The sequence below is a fragment of the Lentzea sokolovensis genome (assembly GCF_033949975.1).
Lineage (GTDB): Bacteria > Actinomycetota > Actinomycetes > Mycobacteriales > Pseudonocardiaceae > Lentzea > Lentzea sokolovensis.
On sequence record NZ_JAXAVU010000004.1, the window covers coordinates 154014 to 171350 of the forward strand.

Sequence of the window (17337 nt, forward strand, 5' to 3'; positions counted from 1 at the left end):
TCCCCACCGGCGCAACGGCCGGACCTTGTCGGCGTCGACCGCAGGAGTCTACGGCTCAATGTCCTGCGAGCAGCCCGAATCTACTGGGTTTGAGTCCCAAGCGGACTCATGACACGAGAGGCGAGAGGTCGGCTGCGATACTTCAGGTGCGGATTGAATTTCGCACTGCGCGGGATCGTGTGTGCCGATAGAACTGACGGCGTCAACCACTTCGACAAGGTGCGCGAGGCCCGCGAGTGCGGATTCCCACGCTCACGGCACGAAGTGGCGCCGGACGCGCTGTCATGGCCTGTAGGCACCGGTTCTTGAGAACTTGTCGATCACCTGGATGTCCCACCCCGTGCCAATCACGATCTCCCCCGCAGGGCCCATGGTCAAGACACCGTTCATATAACCGGCGTAGTCGAACACGGCGAGTTCTTCGCCGGTTGCCAGCCTCCACACCCGTGTGGTGCCGTCCGAGCTCGTGGTGATGGCAGTCGGCTGGCCGAACGTCACGGTGCAGGCGACCGCGTTGATCCAGTTGTTGTGACGGGCGAAAGTGTGTCGCAACGTTCCCGAGGCCAGGTCCCACACCCGCGCGGTTCGATCACCGCTCGTTGTGACCGCGACGGGCCGGCCATCCACCTCGGCGCAGGCCACGGCGTTGACCCAGTCCTCATGTCCGGCGAGGGTGTGCCTCAGAGTGGCAGTGGTCAGATCCCAGACTCGCGCTGTCTTGTCACGGCTCGTGGTGACCGCTACAGGGAGACCGTCGATCTTGGTGCACGCCACGGTGTGCACGTCGTCTTCGTGGCCGGTGAGCGTCGCGCGCAACTGACCTGCGCACAGGTCCCACACGCGCACAGTTCGGTCGTGACTGGTGGTGACGGCGAGCGGCGTGCCGTCGACTTCGACGCACGCCACGGCGTTCACCCAGTTGCGGTGCTCGATGAAGGTGTTGAGCAAACGACCGGTGCTGAGGTCCCACACCCGTACGGTCCTGTCATCGCTTGTCGTCACTGCGACCCGTCGGCCGTCGACCTCGGTACAGGCAACAGCGTTGACCCACTTGCTGTGGCCGATGAGGTTGTGCCGCACATCTCCCGTGCGCAGATCCCACACCTTCGCGGTCTGGTCCTCACCGGTGGTGATGGCCACGGCGGTGCCGTCGACCTCGGTGCACGTCACGTCAGTAAGGCCGAAGTGATGTGCTGCCATGGTCAACCTGAGTGTGCCGTCCCGCAGGTTCCACACGCACGCCGTGCCGTCGTCGCTGGCCGTGACCATCAGTTGCTCACTGTCGATCTCAGTGCACGCGACCGCCGTGACATCCGCGCTGTGCCCTGCCGACGTGTGATCGCTGAAGTACTCCGCCAGTCGCCAAACGCGCACGGTGTGGTCGTCGCTGGTAGTGATGGCGACCGGTTCACCATCGAGGAAGGTGCAGGCCACGGCGGTGACCTCGCCATCGTGACCTGCCAACGTGTTGCGCTGCAGGCCGGTGCGCAGGTCCCACACCCGCGCGGTGTGGTCGTCGCTCGTCGTGATGGCGACAGGCTGGCCGTCGACGTCAGAGCGCACGACAGCGGTCACCCACTCGTTGTGTCCGGTCAGGGTGTGCAGCAGTACACCGGTTCGCAGATCCCACACACAAGCCGTGCGGTCCTCACTTGTCGTGATGGCTATTCGCTGTCCGTCGAGTTCCGTGCACACAACGGATGTGATGCCTCCGTGGTGGCCGGTCAGTGTGGCGACAAGGTCCGCTGTGTTCAGGTCCCAGACGAACGCCATCTCGTCGCGGCTGATGGTGACGGCCAGCGGCCGGCCGTCCACCTCGGCACAGGCCACCGCGGCCACGCCCGCGTCATGTCCGGTCAACGTCGTGCGGAGACATCCGGTGTTCAGATCCCACACACGCGCTGTCTGGTCTCCGCTCGTTGTGACTGCCACGGCTCGGCCGGCAACCTCGAAACAGACAACGGAGTTCACCCAGTTGTGATGGCCGGCCAGGACGGCCCGCAGCCTCCCCGTCCTCAGATTCCACACCCGCGCAGTCTCGTCACGACTGGTGGTGATCGCGACCGGCACACCCTCGACTTCCACGCACGCGACCGAGGTCAGCTCAGCGCTGTGGCCGGTCAGCCTGGCGCGGAGCGAGCCGGTCGCCACGTCCCAGACGCACGCTGTCTCGTCTCGGCTGATGGTCACGGCGACCGCCGCCCCGTCCACCCTCGTGCAGACCACATCCGTGACCCACCCGTCGTGCGCGATGAGCGTGTTGCGCAGCGCGCCGGTGCTCAGGTTCCACACCCGCGCCGTGTGGTCATCGCTGGTCGTGACCGCGACCGGTGCTCCGTCGACTTCACAGCACGCGACGGCGTTGACGCTGTTCTCGTGCCCGGTCAAGGTCGCGCGCAGCGCGAGGTTCCGCTGTTGCCCGGTGGCCCACCTCGTGGGCCACTGAAGATCCTGAGCCAGAATCCGGTGTTCCTCGGTCGCTTTGAACCGCGCCGCGTCTGCGGCCAGGAGCTGCCGTCGCCGCAGCGGTGCGAGATGGCAGTGAGTGGCGGCCGATGCGCGGTAGATGGCGGACATCAGCTGCCCGCGGTCAGTCGTCGCCGTGTGCAGTGCGCCGAGGAGTTCCTCGGGATTGGCGTGCGCCAAGAACTCGGGATCTGACAACAGATCATCGAGCACCTGGCCGGCTGCGGCGTGAGTCGCGAGGTGATTCAGAACGTACGGGTGTGCTGCGGTCCACGTCGGACGACCGTTGGCGGCGGCCGCGGGCACCGATGCCGTCAACGCGGCCGTGATAAGCCGATGAGCTTCCGTGTCAACGCTGCGATCACGCAGGAACTCGGCCATGGTCTCGTGGAACAGCCGGAACGCCGAAGCTTGCCGGGTTCCGCTTTCGACCAGGTAAGCGCTCGCGTGTTCATGCAGCCAGCGCAGATCCTCGCGTGGACACGGCACCCCCGACAGCGCCTCGGCAACAGGTGCCCACAAGGTCGACCAGGGAAGTCCAGTTCCCTGGGCGTACGCGAGAGGTCGAAGCAGGCGCTCCACCTTGGGCCGATCCTCGCCGAATCGGTCGAGGTACGCCTCGAACGCCTGACGCGCGTCGCTCGGCAGTTCGTCACGCCAGCCAGGTCGAGTGACATCTACGGTGATTTGTCCGTGCAACAGCGCTCGAGCCGTCATACGTGCGACGAGGTAGGAGGTACCGGCACGACCCGCGATCGCCCCGGCGATCTCGCGCGCCAGATCGGATTTGTCGCGGTATGGGGACAAACTCTCGGGATCCTGGGCGTCTAGTAGCACGGCGTGCACGTAGGCGGCGATGTCTTCCGTGCCGATGTAGTCCGGGTCGTCGAGGTCGATGACGACCACGGCCTGGCCCAGCGCGGGGATGACCGGGCGTCGTGCACCCACGACCAGGCGGATTGTCGGCAAAGATGTGAGCGGCTGCAACAGTTCCCGGCTGAGCCGGGCCGGTTCGTAGGACACGCCCGAAGTTCCTGCCTCGTCCAGGGCGTCCACGACCAGCGTCAACGGAGATTTCCTCTCGGCCAGCACCTGCAGCAGAGCGTCGCGGTCCGCATCCGGATGCCCCACGGCCGATGCCAAGTCTGCGGTGAGTGACTCGCAAGTCGCGCGCCGTGCGTGCAGAGGTATGACGTCGAGCCCGGCCCGAGGCAACGCGTCCGCGGGCGTCGTGCGCCGTGCGGGAGCGTCAGGATCCAGAAGCAGCAGCAGACGTCCCAGAAGTGCCGACTTCCCCGAGCCAGGACGGCCTGTCACAACTCGCGCCCTGCGGTCGTGAGTGCCGGCGTTCAGCCAGCCCGCGAGCTCACGCAGGGCGGTGATCCGTGCGGTGAAGTAGTCCCCCAGATCGACGAGGTGATCTACCCCCATCGAGCGAGGGAAGAAGTGCGGCCGGCTGCTCTCCCGCAGCCGGTTGATCGTGGCGACGTCGAGATCACCCGGCGGCAGACCGGGTATGTGGTTGACGTTGATGAAGAACGGCGTCGTGCCGTCACTGTCCACAGTGGTGTGTGTGGCGCGTTGCCGGTGTCCGTGCGAAGAGAAGTAGCTGTTGACGCGTTCCGCGACCTCGCGGACGGACAAGAACTCCTGTTTGGCCCCGGCTTGTGGATTGGACAGGGTGTCGGTCAGCGCGTCGACGAAAGCACTGTCCCGTGCCACCTCCTTGCTTCGTGCCGCCGCGAGTGTCCAGCGGCCGGCGGCGCTGTGCTGGGTGCCCACCAGCTCGGAAGCCAGCACGGCGGCGTCACCCGCACCACTCGCGGAGAAGCAGGTGTCCAGCATGATCAGCAGATTGCCGACGCCACCGTGCATGAGTGGGCGGGCCAGGTCTTCCGTCGCGAGGGCGGTGCTCCACCGCTCAGGAACCGAATCCGGCCACAACAGGTAGTGCCGGTCAGGCCCCTTGCTTCCGTGCGCGGCGATGTAGATGACCACCACATCGCGCGGGCCGAGTTGCTGTTCCACCGCCCACTTCTCGATTTCTCCCGGCACCGAGGCAGCGGGAGTGGATGCCAGTGCCGGCAGCGCCCTCACATAGTTCATCGGCGCCAACAGACCGGCGACCCGTTCCGCGTCACCGACTGCCGCGCTGAGATCTGGGATTGCCGTGTCGCGATAGACGGCGATGCCCAGCGAGATCAGGAACCGCCTGGCGATGGTGCGACGATCACCGCTGGTCACCGCTGATCGGCCTCCACATGATCCGGCAGTCCTGCCGCGATCGCAGCGCCCGTGGCATGTGCCGTGAGGTAGCGCCTGAGATCATGCATCTGAACGCCGTTGGTGATCGGCACATCGGTGACGCGCGGACCGAAACGGCTCGCCAACGTGTTCACAAGCGCAACGACGTCGCCGGGATCAGCGACATTGGTCCATCGCTCGATTCCACCCGGCCAGGATCCGACCATGTCGACCGGTGGGGGTTCCAGTCGGTCGAAGATCACAGATCTGAGCCCGAGTGGTGAGCCGAGGGTGACAAATTCGGTCACCGGCCATTCCGGATGAGCGCACAGGGCCTCGTACGCGACCACAGATCCCAGGGAGTGTCCGACGATGACGCGTGTGTCCTCACGGACTTCCTGCGCAACCCTGGCCTGAACGTCCAGCCTCAGCTGCGGCTCCGTCATGTATCTCCGCACCTGCTTCAAAGCGAAGATCAGCAGTCGATCCGACGTGCCAGCGAAGAACCTGGATGCGCTCAGCGCGTCCAACGCCGCACGTACCCGCTGGACGAGCAACGCGCGTGACGCGACGTAACCGACGACACCTCGTCCCCCTGGACGGTCAGGACCCCACACGGCGTCGTCCAGTTCGGCGGCTCGCGCCCACCAGGCTTCCAGCAGCTCGAGCTCAAGTTCCCCGTCGACGTCGTACTCATCCCACGGCGGAAGGTCCCAAGACCGCGATCCAGGAGCGAAGAACAGGTCGCCGAAGAACGCGCAGTCGATGTCGTCTTCCTGCAGCCGTGGTCCCCCGGCAAGACGAACGCCGTCGCGCACTGCCGGCCCGGCCAGCTGATGCATCGTCTCCGGGCCGCGAAACTCCTGCCCCACGCCGTGCACCACTACCACCTGAGCCACTGGTCCTCCTGTCAACAGATCACGAAATGCCTCCGCTGTGCCTCGAACATCATTCGGGGCCTGACGTTCGTTACCTCATCGGATACAAACCTGGCCACAAATTCTTCTGCGCAGGGAATATCCAAGTCTCGCGAACTCCACAAAGGACGATGACGATGAGAGCGCCTGTGGGTGCCGAACATGCCCCGGCGGGCCTGACGTCCAGTCCCGCCGACCGGGCCACAAGCTCCCCGACAGGATCCAGAAGACCTACTCGCACGTCACCGCAGAAGTCCAGCAACGACTGATGGTCGCCCTGCAGAAGCGATGGATCGACGCGACCACCGAACTCCGCGAGAAGAGGCCAGCAGTGGCCACCAGGACCTGGCTGCGCCGCCGATCAGCGACCGCGCGGCGGCACCGTTCCTGATGAAGGTGTTCGACCCGGCCCGCTACCCGCTGGCCTCGCGCGTGGGCAACGCGGTGTGAGGCGCATCAGAGCGCGTTCAGCCCGAAGCACTCGTTCGAGTGCAACCTGGAGATGATCCTGGACGGCGTGGCGAAGCTGGTCGCCTCCCGCTGAGCACGACTAGCCTCGCGGTGGTACACGACACTTGGGGGATCCGATGAACGCACCGATCACACCGGAAGGACGGAGCAGGCTCCGCGAAGCGCTGCTGGAGCTGCCCGACCAGGACTCGGGTGACGAGCCCGCGGCCAAGAGCGAGGTCGACATCCTCAGCGAGGTGATGGTGATGCTCGCGTTCCACGGGATGAACGTGGCCAGGCGAGTGCGGACGGCGCCCGGTGTGGGCGCCGACCCGCGCGCGGCGCGCCTTCTCGACGAGTACGAGGAGCTGCTGACCCGAGCGGGCTCGTTGTCGCAGCAGTTCCTCGGTCTCGCGAAGCGCTTCGGCGAACCGAACGGCTCGTGAACAGGTTGTCCAACTGGGAGTCACGGGCACTGGCGCGTCACTAGGGTCGGTCCCGGTGCGGCGACGCGCCGTGCCACACACCGATTCCTGGGGGAATTGTCTTGCGAAACCTTCTCGGGCTGCTTGCCGCCCTCGTCCTGGTGTTTCCCGGTTCGGCCGCGCTGGCCGAGCCGTCCGTCGCGGCCTCGTCGGTCGCGGCCCATGCCGCCGAGATGCCGCCGCCCGGTGACTGCGGCGGCCGGATCGGGCTGTACTCGTGGACGGGGCAGCCGCAGCACGCCTGGACCGTGCGGGTGACAGGGGTGGATCTGTCGAGCCTCGTGCCTGGCGGGGCAGGCCGTGCGTGGATGGTCTTCCACGACAGTGATGGCGCCGAGTCACGCGACGTGTTCTTCGACCGCGACCACCCGCTCAACATCACCGCGGGAGTCAACGGCCCGAGCGTGACGGTCGCGATCAGCATCACGGACAACGACGGCAGGACGACGTACTGCGCGGAGAACATCACCAAGCGGCACGCGCCGTAGTTGATCAAGTTGGTTACGGCTTGATCCTGTTCTGACCACGTTCACCTGGCGGGGACGACCGCGCGGCCGCTCAAGCCGATCCACAGCACAGTGGCGACCGCGACCGACAGGGCCCCGAGAACAGCGATACCGCTTTGCAGCCCACCGGTCGCGGCCGCGAAGGCGGCGATCACCAGAGGTGAGAAGAACTCGCCCACGAACAGAGAACCCGTCCACAGACCGGTTCCCCGGCCGCGGGCGGCGTAGTCGAGGCGGTCGACCGCCCACGTGAGCAGGGTCGGCAGCAGGACGCCGGTCGCGAATCCGGTGATCATCGCTCCCGCGAGGATCACCGGTAGCGAACTGGTGGCGAACACGACCACCAGGCCGGTTCCCGCCAGCGCGAACTCGGCGGGCAGCAACGTCCTCCGGCCGAGCCGGATGAGCTTGCCGAACAGTGCCGCTCCGATCGCCGTGGCGATCGACATGACGGCGGTCGCGGCGCCGATCATCCCGGAGGACGTGACGCCGATGCCGTTCAGGACGAACGAGAGCTGAACGATGAGGGCGTAGAACACCGCACCACCGACGACGGACACCAGGCACGGCACGACAAGAGTCCGCCAGGGCAGGGGCACTCGCACCGATGCCTCGCCCGACGAGCTCTCGCCGACAGTCCACAACAGACGCGCGGCCGGAACGACCAGGATCAGGGACACCAGGTACATCCAGAAGGGAGCGCGCCACCCGCCGACGCCCAGAGCACCGCCGGCAGCGATGAACGCGGTCGCGGAGATGGTGGCGACGGTGGCCTGCAGACCGAGGTAGCGGTTGCGGCGGTCACCCGTCCAGTAGTCGCCGATGAGAGTGGTGGCGCTCGTCATGATCGCGGCTTCGCACACGCCGACCACCACCCGGCTGGCGATGATCGAGCCGAGGTCGTCGAGCCAGAGCGGGGCGGTACCGGCGGCGGCGTAGACGACGAGCGCAACCAGAAGGATGCGGACGCGTCCGATCCGGTCGACGATCACGCCCGCGAACGGGGCGGTCAGGCCGATCACCAGAGCCGGCACGGTGAGCACGAGCGGTACGAGGATCCCGACGCCGGGGACGTCGGCGAAGTGCGCGCTCATCTGGGGCAGTACCGGAGCGATCAGCACCGCACCGAGGACGGACAGCGAGCTCGCGGCGAGCAGGACCAGCAGTTGTGGCAGACCGGCGGTGCGGGTCGGGGCGGCGGTCATGGGCACCTCACATCGTTGTGGGACCGGGTGAAGCGGGTCTGTGCCGGCTGCGGCGGCGCGCCGCCGGAATCGGGTGCGGGCCGATGCCCGCGACGACGGTGTTGGCGATGGCGCCGAGACCGTCGACGGTCATGGTCACCACGTCGCCGGGAGCGAGTGGCGGTAGTTCGCTACCTCTCCCCCACAGTTCGGCGAGGCAGCCGCCGTTGCCGCACGTGCCTGAGCCGAGGACGTCACCAGGGCGCACCTGTGTGCCCCGGCTGGCGTAGGCGACCAGGTCCTCGAACGGCCAGGCCATGTTGGACAGCAGGTCGCGTCCGATCTCGGTGCCGTTGACCGCGACGGTCATGCCCAGCGACAGGAACCCGTCCGGATCGCGGTAGGGCTCCAGCTCGTCGGCGGTCACGAGGACCGGGCCCAGCGTGGTGGCGAAGTCCTTGCCCTTGCAGGGACCCAGCCGGACCGCCATCTCGCGGAACTGGAGATCACGGGCCGACCAGTCGTTGAGGATCGTGTAGCCGGCGATGTGGTGGCGGGCCTGCTCAGGAGTCAGGTCGGAGCCTGGGGCCCCGATCACGGCGGCGACCTCCAGTTCGAAGTCCAGGCGGTGGCTGCCGGGCGGAACGGCCACGTCGTCGTGAGCGCCGATGAGGGCGTACGGATTGGTGAAGTAGAAGGTCGGCGCGGCGTACCAGGCCTCGTCGACCACACCGGCGATGCCTTCGACGTGCTCCTCGAACGCGACGAAGTCACGCACCGTGGGTGCGTCGACCGGCGGCAGGAACCTCAAGCCGGACAAGGAGATCGGGTCGTCGGCCGCCGCCCCCGCCTCGAGCAGCGTGCCGGACCTCAGGAGGTCCAGCACGCTCGTCCCGGCGGGCAGGCGCATCAGGGTGTCGCCGTCGACGACGCCGCAGCGGACGTCGCCGCCGGGCTCCTCGACGGTCGCGAACCGCATCAGACCGGCGGGGCCTGGAAGAGGCCCCGGTCCGGGTCGTTGAACGACTTCGCGGCGACGAACTCGTCCATGCGGTTGGCGGTCCCCCACTGATCGGACACCGCGGGGTCGCTGAAGTCGTGCAGACCGGGGTGCCAGGTGTCCTCGTCGAGACGGTCGAGTTCCGTGGTGTATTCGAGCGTGTTTCCCTGGGGATCGAGGAAGTAGGAGAACGTGTTGTTGCCCGCCTTGTGCCTGCCCGGTCCCCAGATCTTCTCGACACCGGCGCGCAGCAGGCGTCCGGTGCCGCGCATGTACTCGTCGATGCCGCGCATCTCGAAGCTGGCGTGGTGCAGCGCGGGATGGGGGCCGCGGGCGATGGCGAAGCTGTGGTGCCAGTCGTTGCAGCGCAGGAACCACATCATGTTGCCCATGCGGGGATGCATCAGAACGTCTGAGAGCGCGAAGCCGAGATGGCGTTCGTAGAACGCGACCGTGCCCTCGGGGTCAGCGGAGTTGATCACCACGTGCGAGAGCCGGACCGGGACGGACTCTCCCTCCTCGACCTTGCGGTGGGCGCGCAGGGTGACGTCGGCGGACACCTCGACGGTGCGGCCCTCGTTGTCGAAGAAGCGGAAGCCGTATCCGCCGCCGGGTGTGGCGACGAGGCCCGGTTCGGAGACGAGCTGGACGCCGTCACGGGCCAGGGTCTGAGCGAGCGTGTCGACGTCGGCGGGAGTGGCCGCGCCGAAGGCGATGAGGTCGATGCGCTTGTCGGTCGCTTCCCGCAGCCGCACGACGTACTGCTCGGGTGAGCCTTCCGCGGCCAAGAAAGACAGTCCCGTGTCGGTCGCGACCTCGGTGAGCCCCCACTGTCCTGTGTAGAACGACTGCTGGAGCGCCAGGTCCGGCACCGCGAGGTCCACGTGGCGCAGGTGGGTGATCAGCCGCTGGGCCATCACGAGTCCTTCCCGGGGCCGAGCCCCAGTTTCAGTGCGGTACCGCCGGCGATCGCGTCGCGGTCGCCCGCGGTCAGTCCGGCGGCGTCGAGGCGGGCGACCGGATCGGTGACGCCCATGTCGAAGGGGTGGTCGGAACCGAGCAGCACCCGGTCGGCGCCGACCGCGGCGACGAGCGCCCGCAGCGCGTCCGGGGTGTGGACCAGAGAGTCGAACCAGAGTCTGCGCAGGTAGGACGACGGCGGGTCCGCGCAGCCGCGGGCCTCGGGTCTCACCTGCCAGGCGTGGTCGGAACGGCCGAGGTAGGTCGGGAGGTAGCCACCGCCGTGCGCGGCCACGACCTTGAGACCGGGGTGACGGTCCAGGACGCCGCCGAAGATCAGGTGGGAGAGCGCCACGGCGTTCTCCACCGGCTGCCCCACCGTGTTGGAGAGGTAGAAGCGGTCCAGCCGTTGGTCGAGGGAGCATCCGAAGGGGTGCAGGAAGACCACCGCTCCGGTGTCGGACGCGCGCGCCCAGAACGGGTCCAGCCGCTCGTCGGACAGGTCGACGCCCGGTGCGAACGAGGAGATCTCCACGCCCTTGAGCCCGAGGCCCATCGCGTGGTCGAGCATGTCCGCGCACAGTTCGGGGTGCTGCAACGGGACGAGGCCGAGACCTCGAAGCCGTCGCGGTGCGGAAGCCACAAGAGCGGCGACGCCGTGGTTCGCGGCGCGGCACACCTGTGTCGCCAGGTCCCGATCCGCCCAGTAGTGGTAGTGGGACGGAGAGGGCGACACGACCTGCACGTCCACGCCGGCGGAGTCCATGTCCACGAGTCGCTGCTGGACGGAGGTCAGCGAGGGCAACGCGGACCGGACCATCGCACCGGAGACCGCGGCGGATTCCGGCCCGTTGCGAAGAGCTTCCAGCGCGCGGTGCTCCGCCAGGCCCGCGTGCCCGGCCACCAGTGCCTCGACCTCGGCGATCAGGCAGTGGGCGTGCACGTCGACCACGGCCGTCATGGTGCCTCCGCAACGACAGCCGCGATCCTGCCCATCAACCCGGCGGTGTCGCCGCGTTCACCGGCCAGCAGCCAGCGGCACAGTTGCACCGAGCCCTCCACGACCGCGCGGACACGGGGCAGGCGCCGCGCGGAGAACTCGGTCCACAGGTCCTCGTCGACGGCGTCGCGGGTGGTGAGCAGCTCGGCGAGCACAAGAGCGTCTTCCAGTGCCTGGGCAGCACCTTGGGCGAGGGTGGGCGGGCAGCAGTGCACCGCGTCGCCGATCAGCACGACACGGCCGCGATGCCAGGGGCCGTCCAGAAGGTGGTGCTCGAACCAGGTGTAGTTGACCCGCGCGGGATCGACGAGGTTCGCGCGGATGTCGTCCCAGGGACCGTGGTAGTTCTCGGCCAGCGCCCGCATGGTGCTCAGACGTTCGTCCGGGCTCAGGCCGCTGCGATCCTGCGCGTCCTCGACCAGGTAGGCGTAGAGGCTGTCCTCACCGGTCGGGCAGTAGCCGGCGATGTAGGCCTCGCCGCCGTAGGTCAGGTCGGTCTGGATCACCGACTCCGGTCGCTGGGCGAAAGCGCGCCAGATGCCCATGCCGATCGGCTCGGTGCCGAGCTCGATCCCCATCGCCGCACGGGTCCACGACCGCACGCCGTCGGCACCGATCACCAGGTCGTACCGCGCCCGGCCACCATCTGAAGTGGACAGTTCCGCGTCCAGGCCGAGCGCCGTCGCCGTCACGCCTGTCCGGATCTTCACCCCGAGCGCGGCGGCCCGTTCGGCGAGGAGCCTGGCGAGGTCGGGACGGTACATGCCGACGGTGGCGGGCAGGTCCTGTCCTCCGGTGCGGGCGTCGGGGATCGTGGCCAGCAGGGTGCCGTCGGGAGCGCGCAGGCCGAGGGTGTCGAACCCGAAACCGAGGCGCCGCACGCCTTCCCACACGCCGAGCCGGTGCAGCACCCGCAACGCGTTGCCCTGCAACGTGATGCCGGATCCGATCGCGCCGATGTCGGACTTGGCGTCGATGAGGTCGACGGCCACGCCTTCTTCGGCGAGCAGGATCGCGGCGGCCAGCCCGGCGACCCCGCCTCCGATGATCCCGACCGACTCGACGGCGCTCACGGCTTCACCACGCGGGTGCGCTGAACTCCGAGGCCGGTGATCGACCCCGTCATGACGTCACCGGCGCGCAGGAACCGTCCGTGCGCCATGCCGTTGCCCGCGGGGCTGCCGGTGAGCAGGAGATCGCCCGGCCGCAGCACGGCGGTCCTCGACGCGGCGGAGACCAGCGCGGCGACGTCGAAGATCATGTCCTTTGTGGACTCGTCCTGCATCACCTCCCCGTTGAGGTCCAGCCTCACCCGAGGGTGCGCGCTCACGAACTCGGCCGGAACGAGGTAGGGGCCCAGCGGCGTGAAACCGGGGGCGTTCTTGGCGCGGAACCAGTCGCTGCCGATCTCCGGCATGTCCCGCCGGAACACGAGATCGCGAGTCGTGAGGTCGTTGGCGATGGTGTACCCGGCAACGTGGTCCAAGGCGTCGTCACGGCTCACCTGGAAAGCGCTGCGGCCGATCACCACCGCCAGTTCCAGTTCCCAGTCGTGCCGCTCGGAGTACGCGGGCAGGACCACGTCGTCGTAGGGCCCGGTGACGGACGAGGTCAGGCCGATGAAGATGTACGGCTCCCCGTCGGCGATGCGCCGGTCCATCATCGCCGCTGCTTCGGCGCGCACCTCGTCGGCGGGCCTGTCTGGTGCGTGCTTCACCGCGAGGTCGATCACGTGCGTGCGGTAGTTCGCGCCTGCCTGCAGGATCTGGCCGGGGTTGAGCGGCGCTCGCAGGCTCGTGGGCTCCAGCGGGATGTCCGCCTGCCCCACGAGACCGCGGAGCCGCGGGAACACCGCATCCCAGTCGTGCAGCAGCGCGTGCACCGCGGGTGCGATGTCGGACAGGTCCCGCCACCGGGGCGCGCCGTCGATGTCGACGACGAGGGCGGGCACCTCCCGGACCTCGGCGGTACCACGCCCTGTCGAGATGGTGGCGATGGCGAAGGGGACGGCCACGTGAGGTCCTTCCGTCGACGGTGACGGCGACTACTGTCACGCGAGCAGCGGATATAAGGGAACCCGAATATCCTGATACTGGGTATCAGCGAGACGAATTACGGTGCCGATGTGAACCTGGCGAACCTGGACCTCAACCTGCTCGTCCCGCTCGACGTGTTGCTGGCGGAACGGTCCGTCACCCGCGCGGCCGAACGCCTGGGGCTCTCCCAGCCCGCGCTGTCCGGCGCGCTCGCCCGGCTTCGGCGGCACTTCGACGATCCGCTGCTGACCCGGTCCGGCAACTCCTACGAACTGACACCGCTGGCCGTGCAGCTGCGCAGGCGAACGGGGCTCGCGCTCGCCGGGGTCGAGCGCGTGTTCGCCAGCGAACCGGACTTCAACCCCGCCACGTCGCGCAGAACCTTCACCGTCCTCGCCTCCGACTACCCGATGGCGGTCCTGGGACCGCGGGTCACCGCGCTGATCGCGGAGCAGGCGCCGTCCGTCACCTTGAGGCTGGAGCACCACAGCCCCGCGGTGATCGAGGCCGGGGGCGAGGCGATGCGCGGAGTCGACGGAATCCTTCTCCCCCACGGCGTTCTGTTCGACCTTCCGTCGGTCAACCTGTTCACCGACTCGTGGGTCGTCATCGCCGACCGCGACTCCGACGCCATCGGCGACACCCTGACCATGGCCGACGCCCAGCGCCTGCCCTGGGTGTTCACCTACCACAGCGCTTCCGCGTTCACCGGTGCCGGCAGGCAGCTCCAGCTGATCGGCGCCGCGCCGCGGGTCCAGTGCGTCGTGGAGAGCTTCCTCGCGCTGCCGTACTACGTCCTGGGCACCGAGAAACTCGCCTTGGTGCAGGCCCAACTGGCACGGCATCTCGCCAGGGACGAGAGGCTGCGGGTGCTGGACTGCCCTTGGGACGTCGTGCCGCTCGTGGAAGCGCTGTGGTGGCATCCGACGCACACCCACGACGCGGAGCACGTCTGGCTGCGCGCCCTCTTCACCCAGGCCGGCAGCGAGTTGCCGGCAGGCCGCTGAACTCAGTTCCGGAGGAAGTCCACCACCGCGCCACGGAAGTCCGGGTTGCTGCCCGCGGTGTTGTGATCACCCGCCACGAGTACCAGCCGTGCGTTCGGCATGGCTTCAGCGAGCACCTCGGGCCGCACGGCCAGCGGATCCTCGTCGCCCGCGATGACGAGCGATTCGGCGGTGATCCGGGAGAAGTCGACCCCGCCCGTGTGCAGGGACCGTGCTTGCGCCGCCAGCGACGGGAAGTCGGCGCCCACCATCTCCGCGAACGCGCGCATGCCGACCATCTCCGGCGGGAGCGAACTCGGGTCGTCGGCGAGAAACGCCTGCGCGAGCACGTCTCCATCCAGTTCGCGCGTGTCGACACCGCCGACCTCGACGACCCCGGCGCCGACGCCTCCGACGACCAGCCGGCGCACCTTCGGTTCCTCGGCGGCGGCGAGCAGCGAGATGATCGACCCCATCGAGTAGCCGGCGAGGTCCACCGCGGGCACGTCCAGGAGGTCGATGACCGCCCGGAGATCGCGGGCCATGCGCGGTTCGCCGTAGCGGCCGGGATCCGGGGACTTCTGCGACAGGCCGTGCCCACGGGCGTCGACCCCGACGACGGTGCGCCCGGCGGCGGTCAAGGCCACGACCATGCCGCGGCTGGCCCACTCCACCATCGTGTCGACCGTGAACCCGTGCTGCAGCACGACGGGAACCGGATGCGGCTCGACCTCGGGGTCAGGCTCCCAGCGGTGGAAGGCGATCTCCGTGCCGTCGTCCACGACGACCGTCGCGGTCCGGGGTATCGGGGCGGCGGCCAAACCGGCTTCCACCAAGGCTTTGACATCGGTCAGGGGGTCGGTCATCGCAGGCCTTCCGCAGGTGAGTCCGTGACGGTGGGGGTAGGCGGGCGCGGCACTGTCGAACGGTACGTCCGGACGGCGCGCCGCCAGGTCTTCGGCGGTGCCGAAGCGGCTCGCCGTGGGACTCGACCCGAAGGACGACTGAGCTGCGTCTATCGGTCACGCGGATATCGATCATTAGCAGGTCGGCCTTCCCTGATACCCGCTGCTCGGCGACTCTGGGCGCGGTCGGTGCGGACCCGGGGCGATCTTCGGGGCGTCACGACCCGATCAGCACCGGATGCGGTGCCAGAGCAGAAAAGTGACAGCTCATGACCGATGCCGCCGCCGCGATCGCCGCAGCCGCCCAGCGCTGTTCCAACATCGGCCGATGGGGCCCTGACGACGTTCTCGGCACGCTCAACCACATCACGGACGCCGACAGGGTCGCCGCCGCCAGGCTCGTCACCCGTGGACGCACCTTCTCCCTGTCCCTGCCGTACTCCGCGGACGGCCCGCAGCGGGGATGGCGCCGCCGCACCAACCCGGTGCACACCATGCTCGACACCGGACTGGACGCGGAGCACGGCAACCAAGGCTTCCCGCACGGCCTCGGCGGCGCCGACGACGTCATCGCGATGCCGCTGCAGTGCTCCACCCACTGGGACGGCCTCGGGCACATCTTCGACCACGGCCGAGCGTGGAACGGGCGTCGCGCAAGCGCGGTCGTCACCAGCGAGGGCGACGCGGTCACCGGGATCGAGACCGTCCGCGGCCTCATCAGCGGTCGCGGAGTTCTCCTCGACGTCGGCCGCGTCGTGGGCGGTGGCGAACTGCCGGACGGATTCGCCATCACCGAACAGCACCTCCTCGACACCGCCGGCGCTCACGGCATTGACGTGAGGCGCGGCGATCTGGTGTGCGTGCGCACCGGACGGCTCACCCGCGCACGCAGTGAGGGATGGGGTGAGTACGCGGGCGGCCCGTCCCCCGGACTCTCCTTCGGCACGCTGGACTGGCTGCACCGCAACGAGATCGCGGGAATCGCCACCGACACCTGGGGCTGCGAGGTGCGCCCCAACGAGTTCGACGACGCGTTCCAGCCCCTGCACCAGGTCGCGATCCCCCACATCGGACTCTTCCTCGGCGAGATGTGGAACCTCGACGAACTCGCCGAAGACTGCGCCGCGGACAGCACCTACGCTTTCTGGCTCACCGCCGCTCCGATTCCGGTCACCGGTGCCGTCGGTGCGCCGGTGAACCCCGTCGCCGTCAAGTGACCCAGCAGTGGAGGTGCTGCAGATGAGCGTTTCGCGCGTCACGGCACTAGGTGTGTACGCCACCCTCGTCGTCGTTGCGGCGGGCACCACCGCGTGCAGGTCAACGCGTACGAAAAAACACAAGACCCCGAGCGGCCCTCATTCGCAGGCCGCTAACACCAGGCAGAGCAGGTTGCTCTGGTCGTCGACGATCTCCCAGCCCGTGACGTAGTCCGCGTCGTGCACGGGGAGGACGAAGGCGTTCGCACCGGTTTCCTGCTCCAGCACCACGTTCGTCCAGTTGTCCTGCCGCTGACGCGGCCCTCTGGCTCGGATGTCGTCTCGCGCGTCACGGACGAAGGCGGGCGTGCCGTCCGCGTCATGCGGAAGCGATGCGCGCATGGCTTCTTCACCCCACAGAACGGCGTAGTCCTCGATGAAGTGGGAGTCGTCGTAGCCCGGGACGTTCCAGTCCGCCGCAGCGATCCGGGAGGGCTCGGCCAGCGGGATCACGACCATGGAGACGGTGTGCCAGGACGCGTCCGGGTCTTCGCCGTCCGGGGTGAAGGGGGTGGAGCCCACGTGTACGGGGTGGCTGCCCACAGGCAGCCGGTGGGTGAACCCGCCCTCGGTGCGCCAAGGGGTCTCCCAGGTGATCGGACTGTTCAGCACGACGAGATCACCAGCGTGGTCGAACCACGTCGGCCGGGTAGCGACGGAGTACGCCGGCCGGGCGGGCGCGTAGTTGTCGGCCAAGCGCCACAGCAGTTCTTCCATCTCCACGGTGTCGTGTTCCCTTTCGATGTCGAGGGTCGGCCCGATGGACCGGACGTGCCCGCCGGCCGGCCGGGGTCGCCGGTCTCAGCGAACATGATCCACGTCTGGTGCATGAGGATGGTGCGAAGTCCAGCCTCACCACAGCGGAGAACGGTTCGCCGACCTGGCCCACCGGCCAGGTCCAACAGGGGACAACGGCCACGCTCAGCACGGCGAGTGCAAGAG

Annotated in this window: 15 protein-coding genes; 5 read left to right on the forward strand and 10 right to left on the reverse strand. The window is 68.3% G+C overall.

All coding sequences use genetic code 11. From position 1 onward, the window contains the following. Positions 1-282: 282 nt before the first annotated feature. Together SK854_RS06185 and SK854_RS06190 are read right to left on the reverse strand one after the other, a co-directional pair. Entirely contained in the window at positions 283-4710 is a 4428-nt protein-coding gene (locus SK854_RS06185; protein ID WP_319974010.1) for a WD40 repeat domain-containing protein, read from the reverse strand. Next, a complete protein-coding gene (locus SK854_RS06190; RefSeq protein WP_319974011.1) occupies positions 4707-5591 on the reverse strand; it encodes a hypothetical protein in 885 nt (294 codons plus the stop codon). Before SK854_RS06190 ends, SK854_RS06185 begins: the two co-directional genes overlap by 4 nt. Positions 5592-5915: 324 nt before the next feature. Here SK854_RS06190 and SK854_RS06195 point away from each other — a divergent pair, with 324 nt between their 5' ends. The 3 genes from SK854_RS06195 (at position 5916) to SK854_RS06205 (ending at position 7050) form a co-directional block, all read left to right on the forward strand. Then, positions 5916-6077 carry a hypothetical protein gene (locus SK854_RS06195; RefSeq protein WP_319974012.1) on the forward strand — a complete coding sequence of 54 codons (162 nt, stop codon included), beginning with the start codon at positions 5916-5918 and terminating at the stop codon, positions 6075-6077. 137 nt (positions 6078-6214) lie between these two features. Beyond that, entirely contained in the window at positions 6215-6523 is a 309-nt protein-coding gene (locus tag SK854_RS06200) for a hypothetical protein (protein ID WP_319974013.1), read from the forward strand. 101 nt (positions 6524-6624) lie between these two features. Next, positions 6625-7050 (forward strand): hypothetical protein, encoded by a 426-nt coding sequence (locus tag SK854_RS06205; RefSeq protein WP_319974014.1) that lies wholly within the window; start codon positions 6625-6627, stop codon positions 7048-7050. A gap of 41 nt (positions 7051-7091) precedes the next feature. Here the strand turns inward: SK854_RS06205 and SK854_RS06210 are convergent, their stop codons facing one another. Genes SK854_RS06210 through SK854_RS06235 form a run of 6 tightly spaced genes read right to left on the reverse strand, consistent with a single transcriptional unit; the run spans position 7092 to position 13226 of the window. Further along, positions 7092-8273 (reverse strand): MFS transporter, encoded by a 1182-nt coding sequence (locus SK854_RS06210; protein ID WP_319974015.1) that lies wholly within the window; start codon positions 8271-8273, stop codon positions 7092-7094. A gap of 7 nt (positions 8274-8280) precedes the next feature. After that, positions 8281-9231, reverse strand: a complete 951-nt coding sequence (locus SK854_RS06215) for a fumarylacetoacetate hydrolase family protein (protein ID WP_319974016.1) — start codon at positions 9229-9231, stop codon at positions 8281-8283. Next, positions 9231-10169 (reverse strand): VOC family protein, encoded by a 939-nt coding sequence (locus tag SK854_RS06220; protein WP_319974017.1) that lies wholly within the window; start codon positions 10167-10169, stop codon positions 9231-9233. Before SK854_RS06220 ends, SK854_RS06215 begins: the two co-directional genes overlap by 1 nt. Further along, positions 10169-11173: an amidohydrolase family protein gene (locus tag SK854_RS06225; RefSeq protein ID WP_319974018.1), complete on the reverse strand. Its 1005-nt coding sequence runs from the start codon at positions 11171-11173 to the stop codon at positions 10169-10171. The genes SK854_RS06220 and SK854_RS06225 overlap by 1 nt, the downstream gene beginning before the upstream one ends. After that, a complete protein-coding gene (locus SK854_RS06230; protein WP_319974019.1) occupies positions 11170-12285 on the reverse strand; it encodes an FAD-dependent monooxygenase in 1116 nt (371 codons plus the stop codon). The genes SK854_RS06225 and SK854_RS06230 overlap by 4 nt, the downstream gene beginning before the upstream one ends. Then, a complete protein-coding gene (locus SK854_RS06235) occupies positions 12282-13226 on the reverse strand; it encodes a fumarylacetoacetate hydrolase family protein (protein WP_319974020.1) in 945 nt (314 codons plus the stop codon). Before SK854_RS06235 ends, SK854_RS06230 begins: the two co-directional genes overlap by 4 nt. Positions 13227-13337: 111 nt before the next feature. Between SK854_RS06235 and SK854_RS06240 the strand changes: the two genes are divergently transcribed. Continuing rightward, positions 13338-14255, forward strand: coding sequence for a LysR family transcriptional regulator (locus SK854_RS06240; protein ID WP_319974021.1), 918 nt, complete (start codon positions 13338-13340; stop codon positions 14253-14255). Positions 14256-14257: 2 nt separating this feature from the next. On the opposite strand, the gene SK854_RS06245 is transcribed toward SK854_RS06240, so the two are convergent. After that, positions 14258-15100 (reverse strand): alpha/beta fold hydrolase, encoded by an 843-nt coding sequence (locus tag SK854_RS06245; RefSeq protein WP_319974022.1) that lies wholly within the window; start codon positions 15098-15100, stop codon positions 14258-14260. Between the two features lie 308 nt (positions 15101-15408). Between SK854_RS06245 and SK854_RS06250 the strand changes: the two genes are divergently transcribed. Further along, positions 15409-16356 carry a cyclase family protein gene (locus SK854_RS06250; protein WP_319974023.1) on the forward strand — a complete coding sequence of 316 codons (948 nt, stop codon included), beginning with the start codon at positions 15409-15411 and terminating at the stop codon, positions 16354-16356. Between the two features lie 138 nt (positions 16357-16494). Here SK854_RS06250 and SK854_RS06255 read toward each other — a convergent pair whose 3' ends face one another. Beyond that, the gene (locus tag SK854_RS06255) at positions 16495-17118 is read right to left on the reverse strand and encodes a hypothetical protein (protein ID WP_319974024.1); all 624 of its coding nucleotides are present in this window, start codon (positions 17116-17118) and stop codon (positions 16495-16497) included. Between the last annotated feature and the right edge of the window lie 219 nt (positions 17119-17337).

Excerpts from the sequence above, each read along its gene's own strand:
- SK854_RS06195 (WP_319974012.1), top strand. The coding sequence starts at position 5,916 with ATGGATCGACGCGACCACCGAACTCCGCGAGAAGAGGCCAGCAGTGGC.
- SK854_RS06200 (WP_319974013.1), top strand. The coding sequence starts at position 6,215 with ATGAACGCACCGATCACACCGGAAGGACGGAGCAGGCTCCGCGAAGCG.
- SK854_RS06210 (WP_319974015.1), bottom strand. The coding sequence starts at position 8,273 with ATGACCGCCGCCCCGACCCGCACCGCCGGTCTGCCACAACTGCTGGTC.
- SK854_RS06215 (WP_319974016.1), bottom strand. The coding sequence starts at position 9,231 with ATGCGGTTCGCGACCGTCGAGGAGCCCGGCGGCGACGTCCGCTGCGGC.
- SK854_RS06220 (WP_319974017.1), bottom strand. The coding sequence starts at position 10,169 with ATGGCCCAGCGGCTGATCACCCACCTGCGCCACGTGGACCTCGCGGTG.
- SK854_RS06225 (WP_319974018.1), bottom strand. The coding sequence starts at position 11,173 with ATGACGGCCGTGGTCGACGTGCACGCCCACTGCCTGATCGCCGAGGTC.
- SK854_RS06245 (WP_319974022.1), bottom strand. The coding sequence starts at position 15,100 with ATGACCGACCCCCTGACCGATGTCAAAGCCTTGGTGGAAGCCGGTTTG.
- SK854_RS06250 (WP_319974023.1), top strand. The coding sequence starts at position 15,409 with ATGACCGATGCCGCCGCCGCGATCGCCGCAGCCGCCCAGCGCTGTTCC.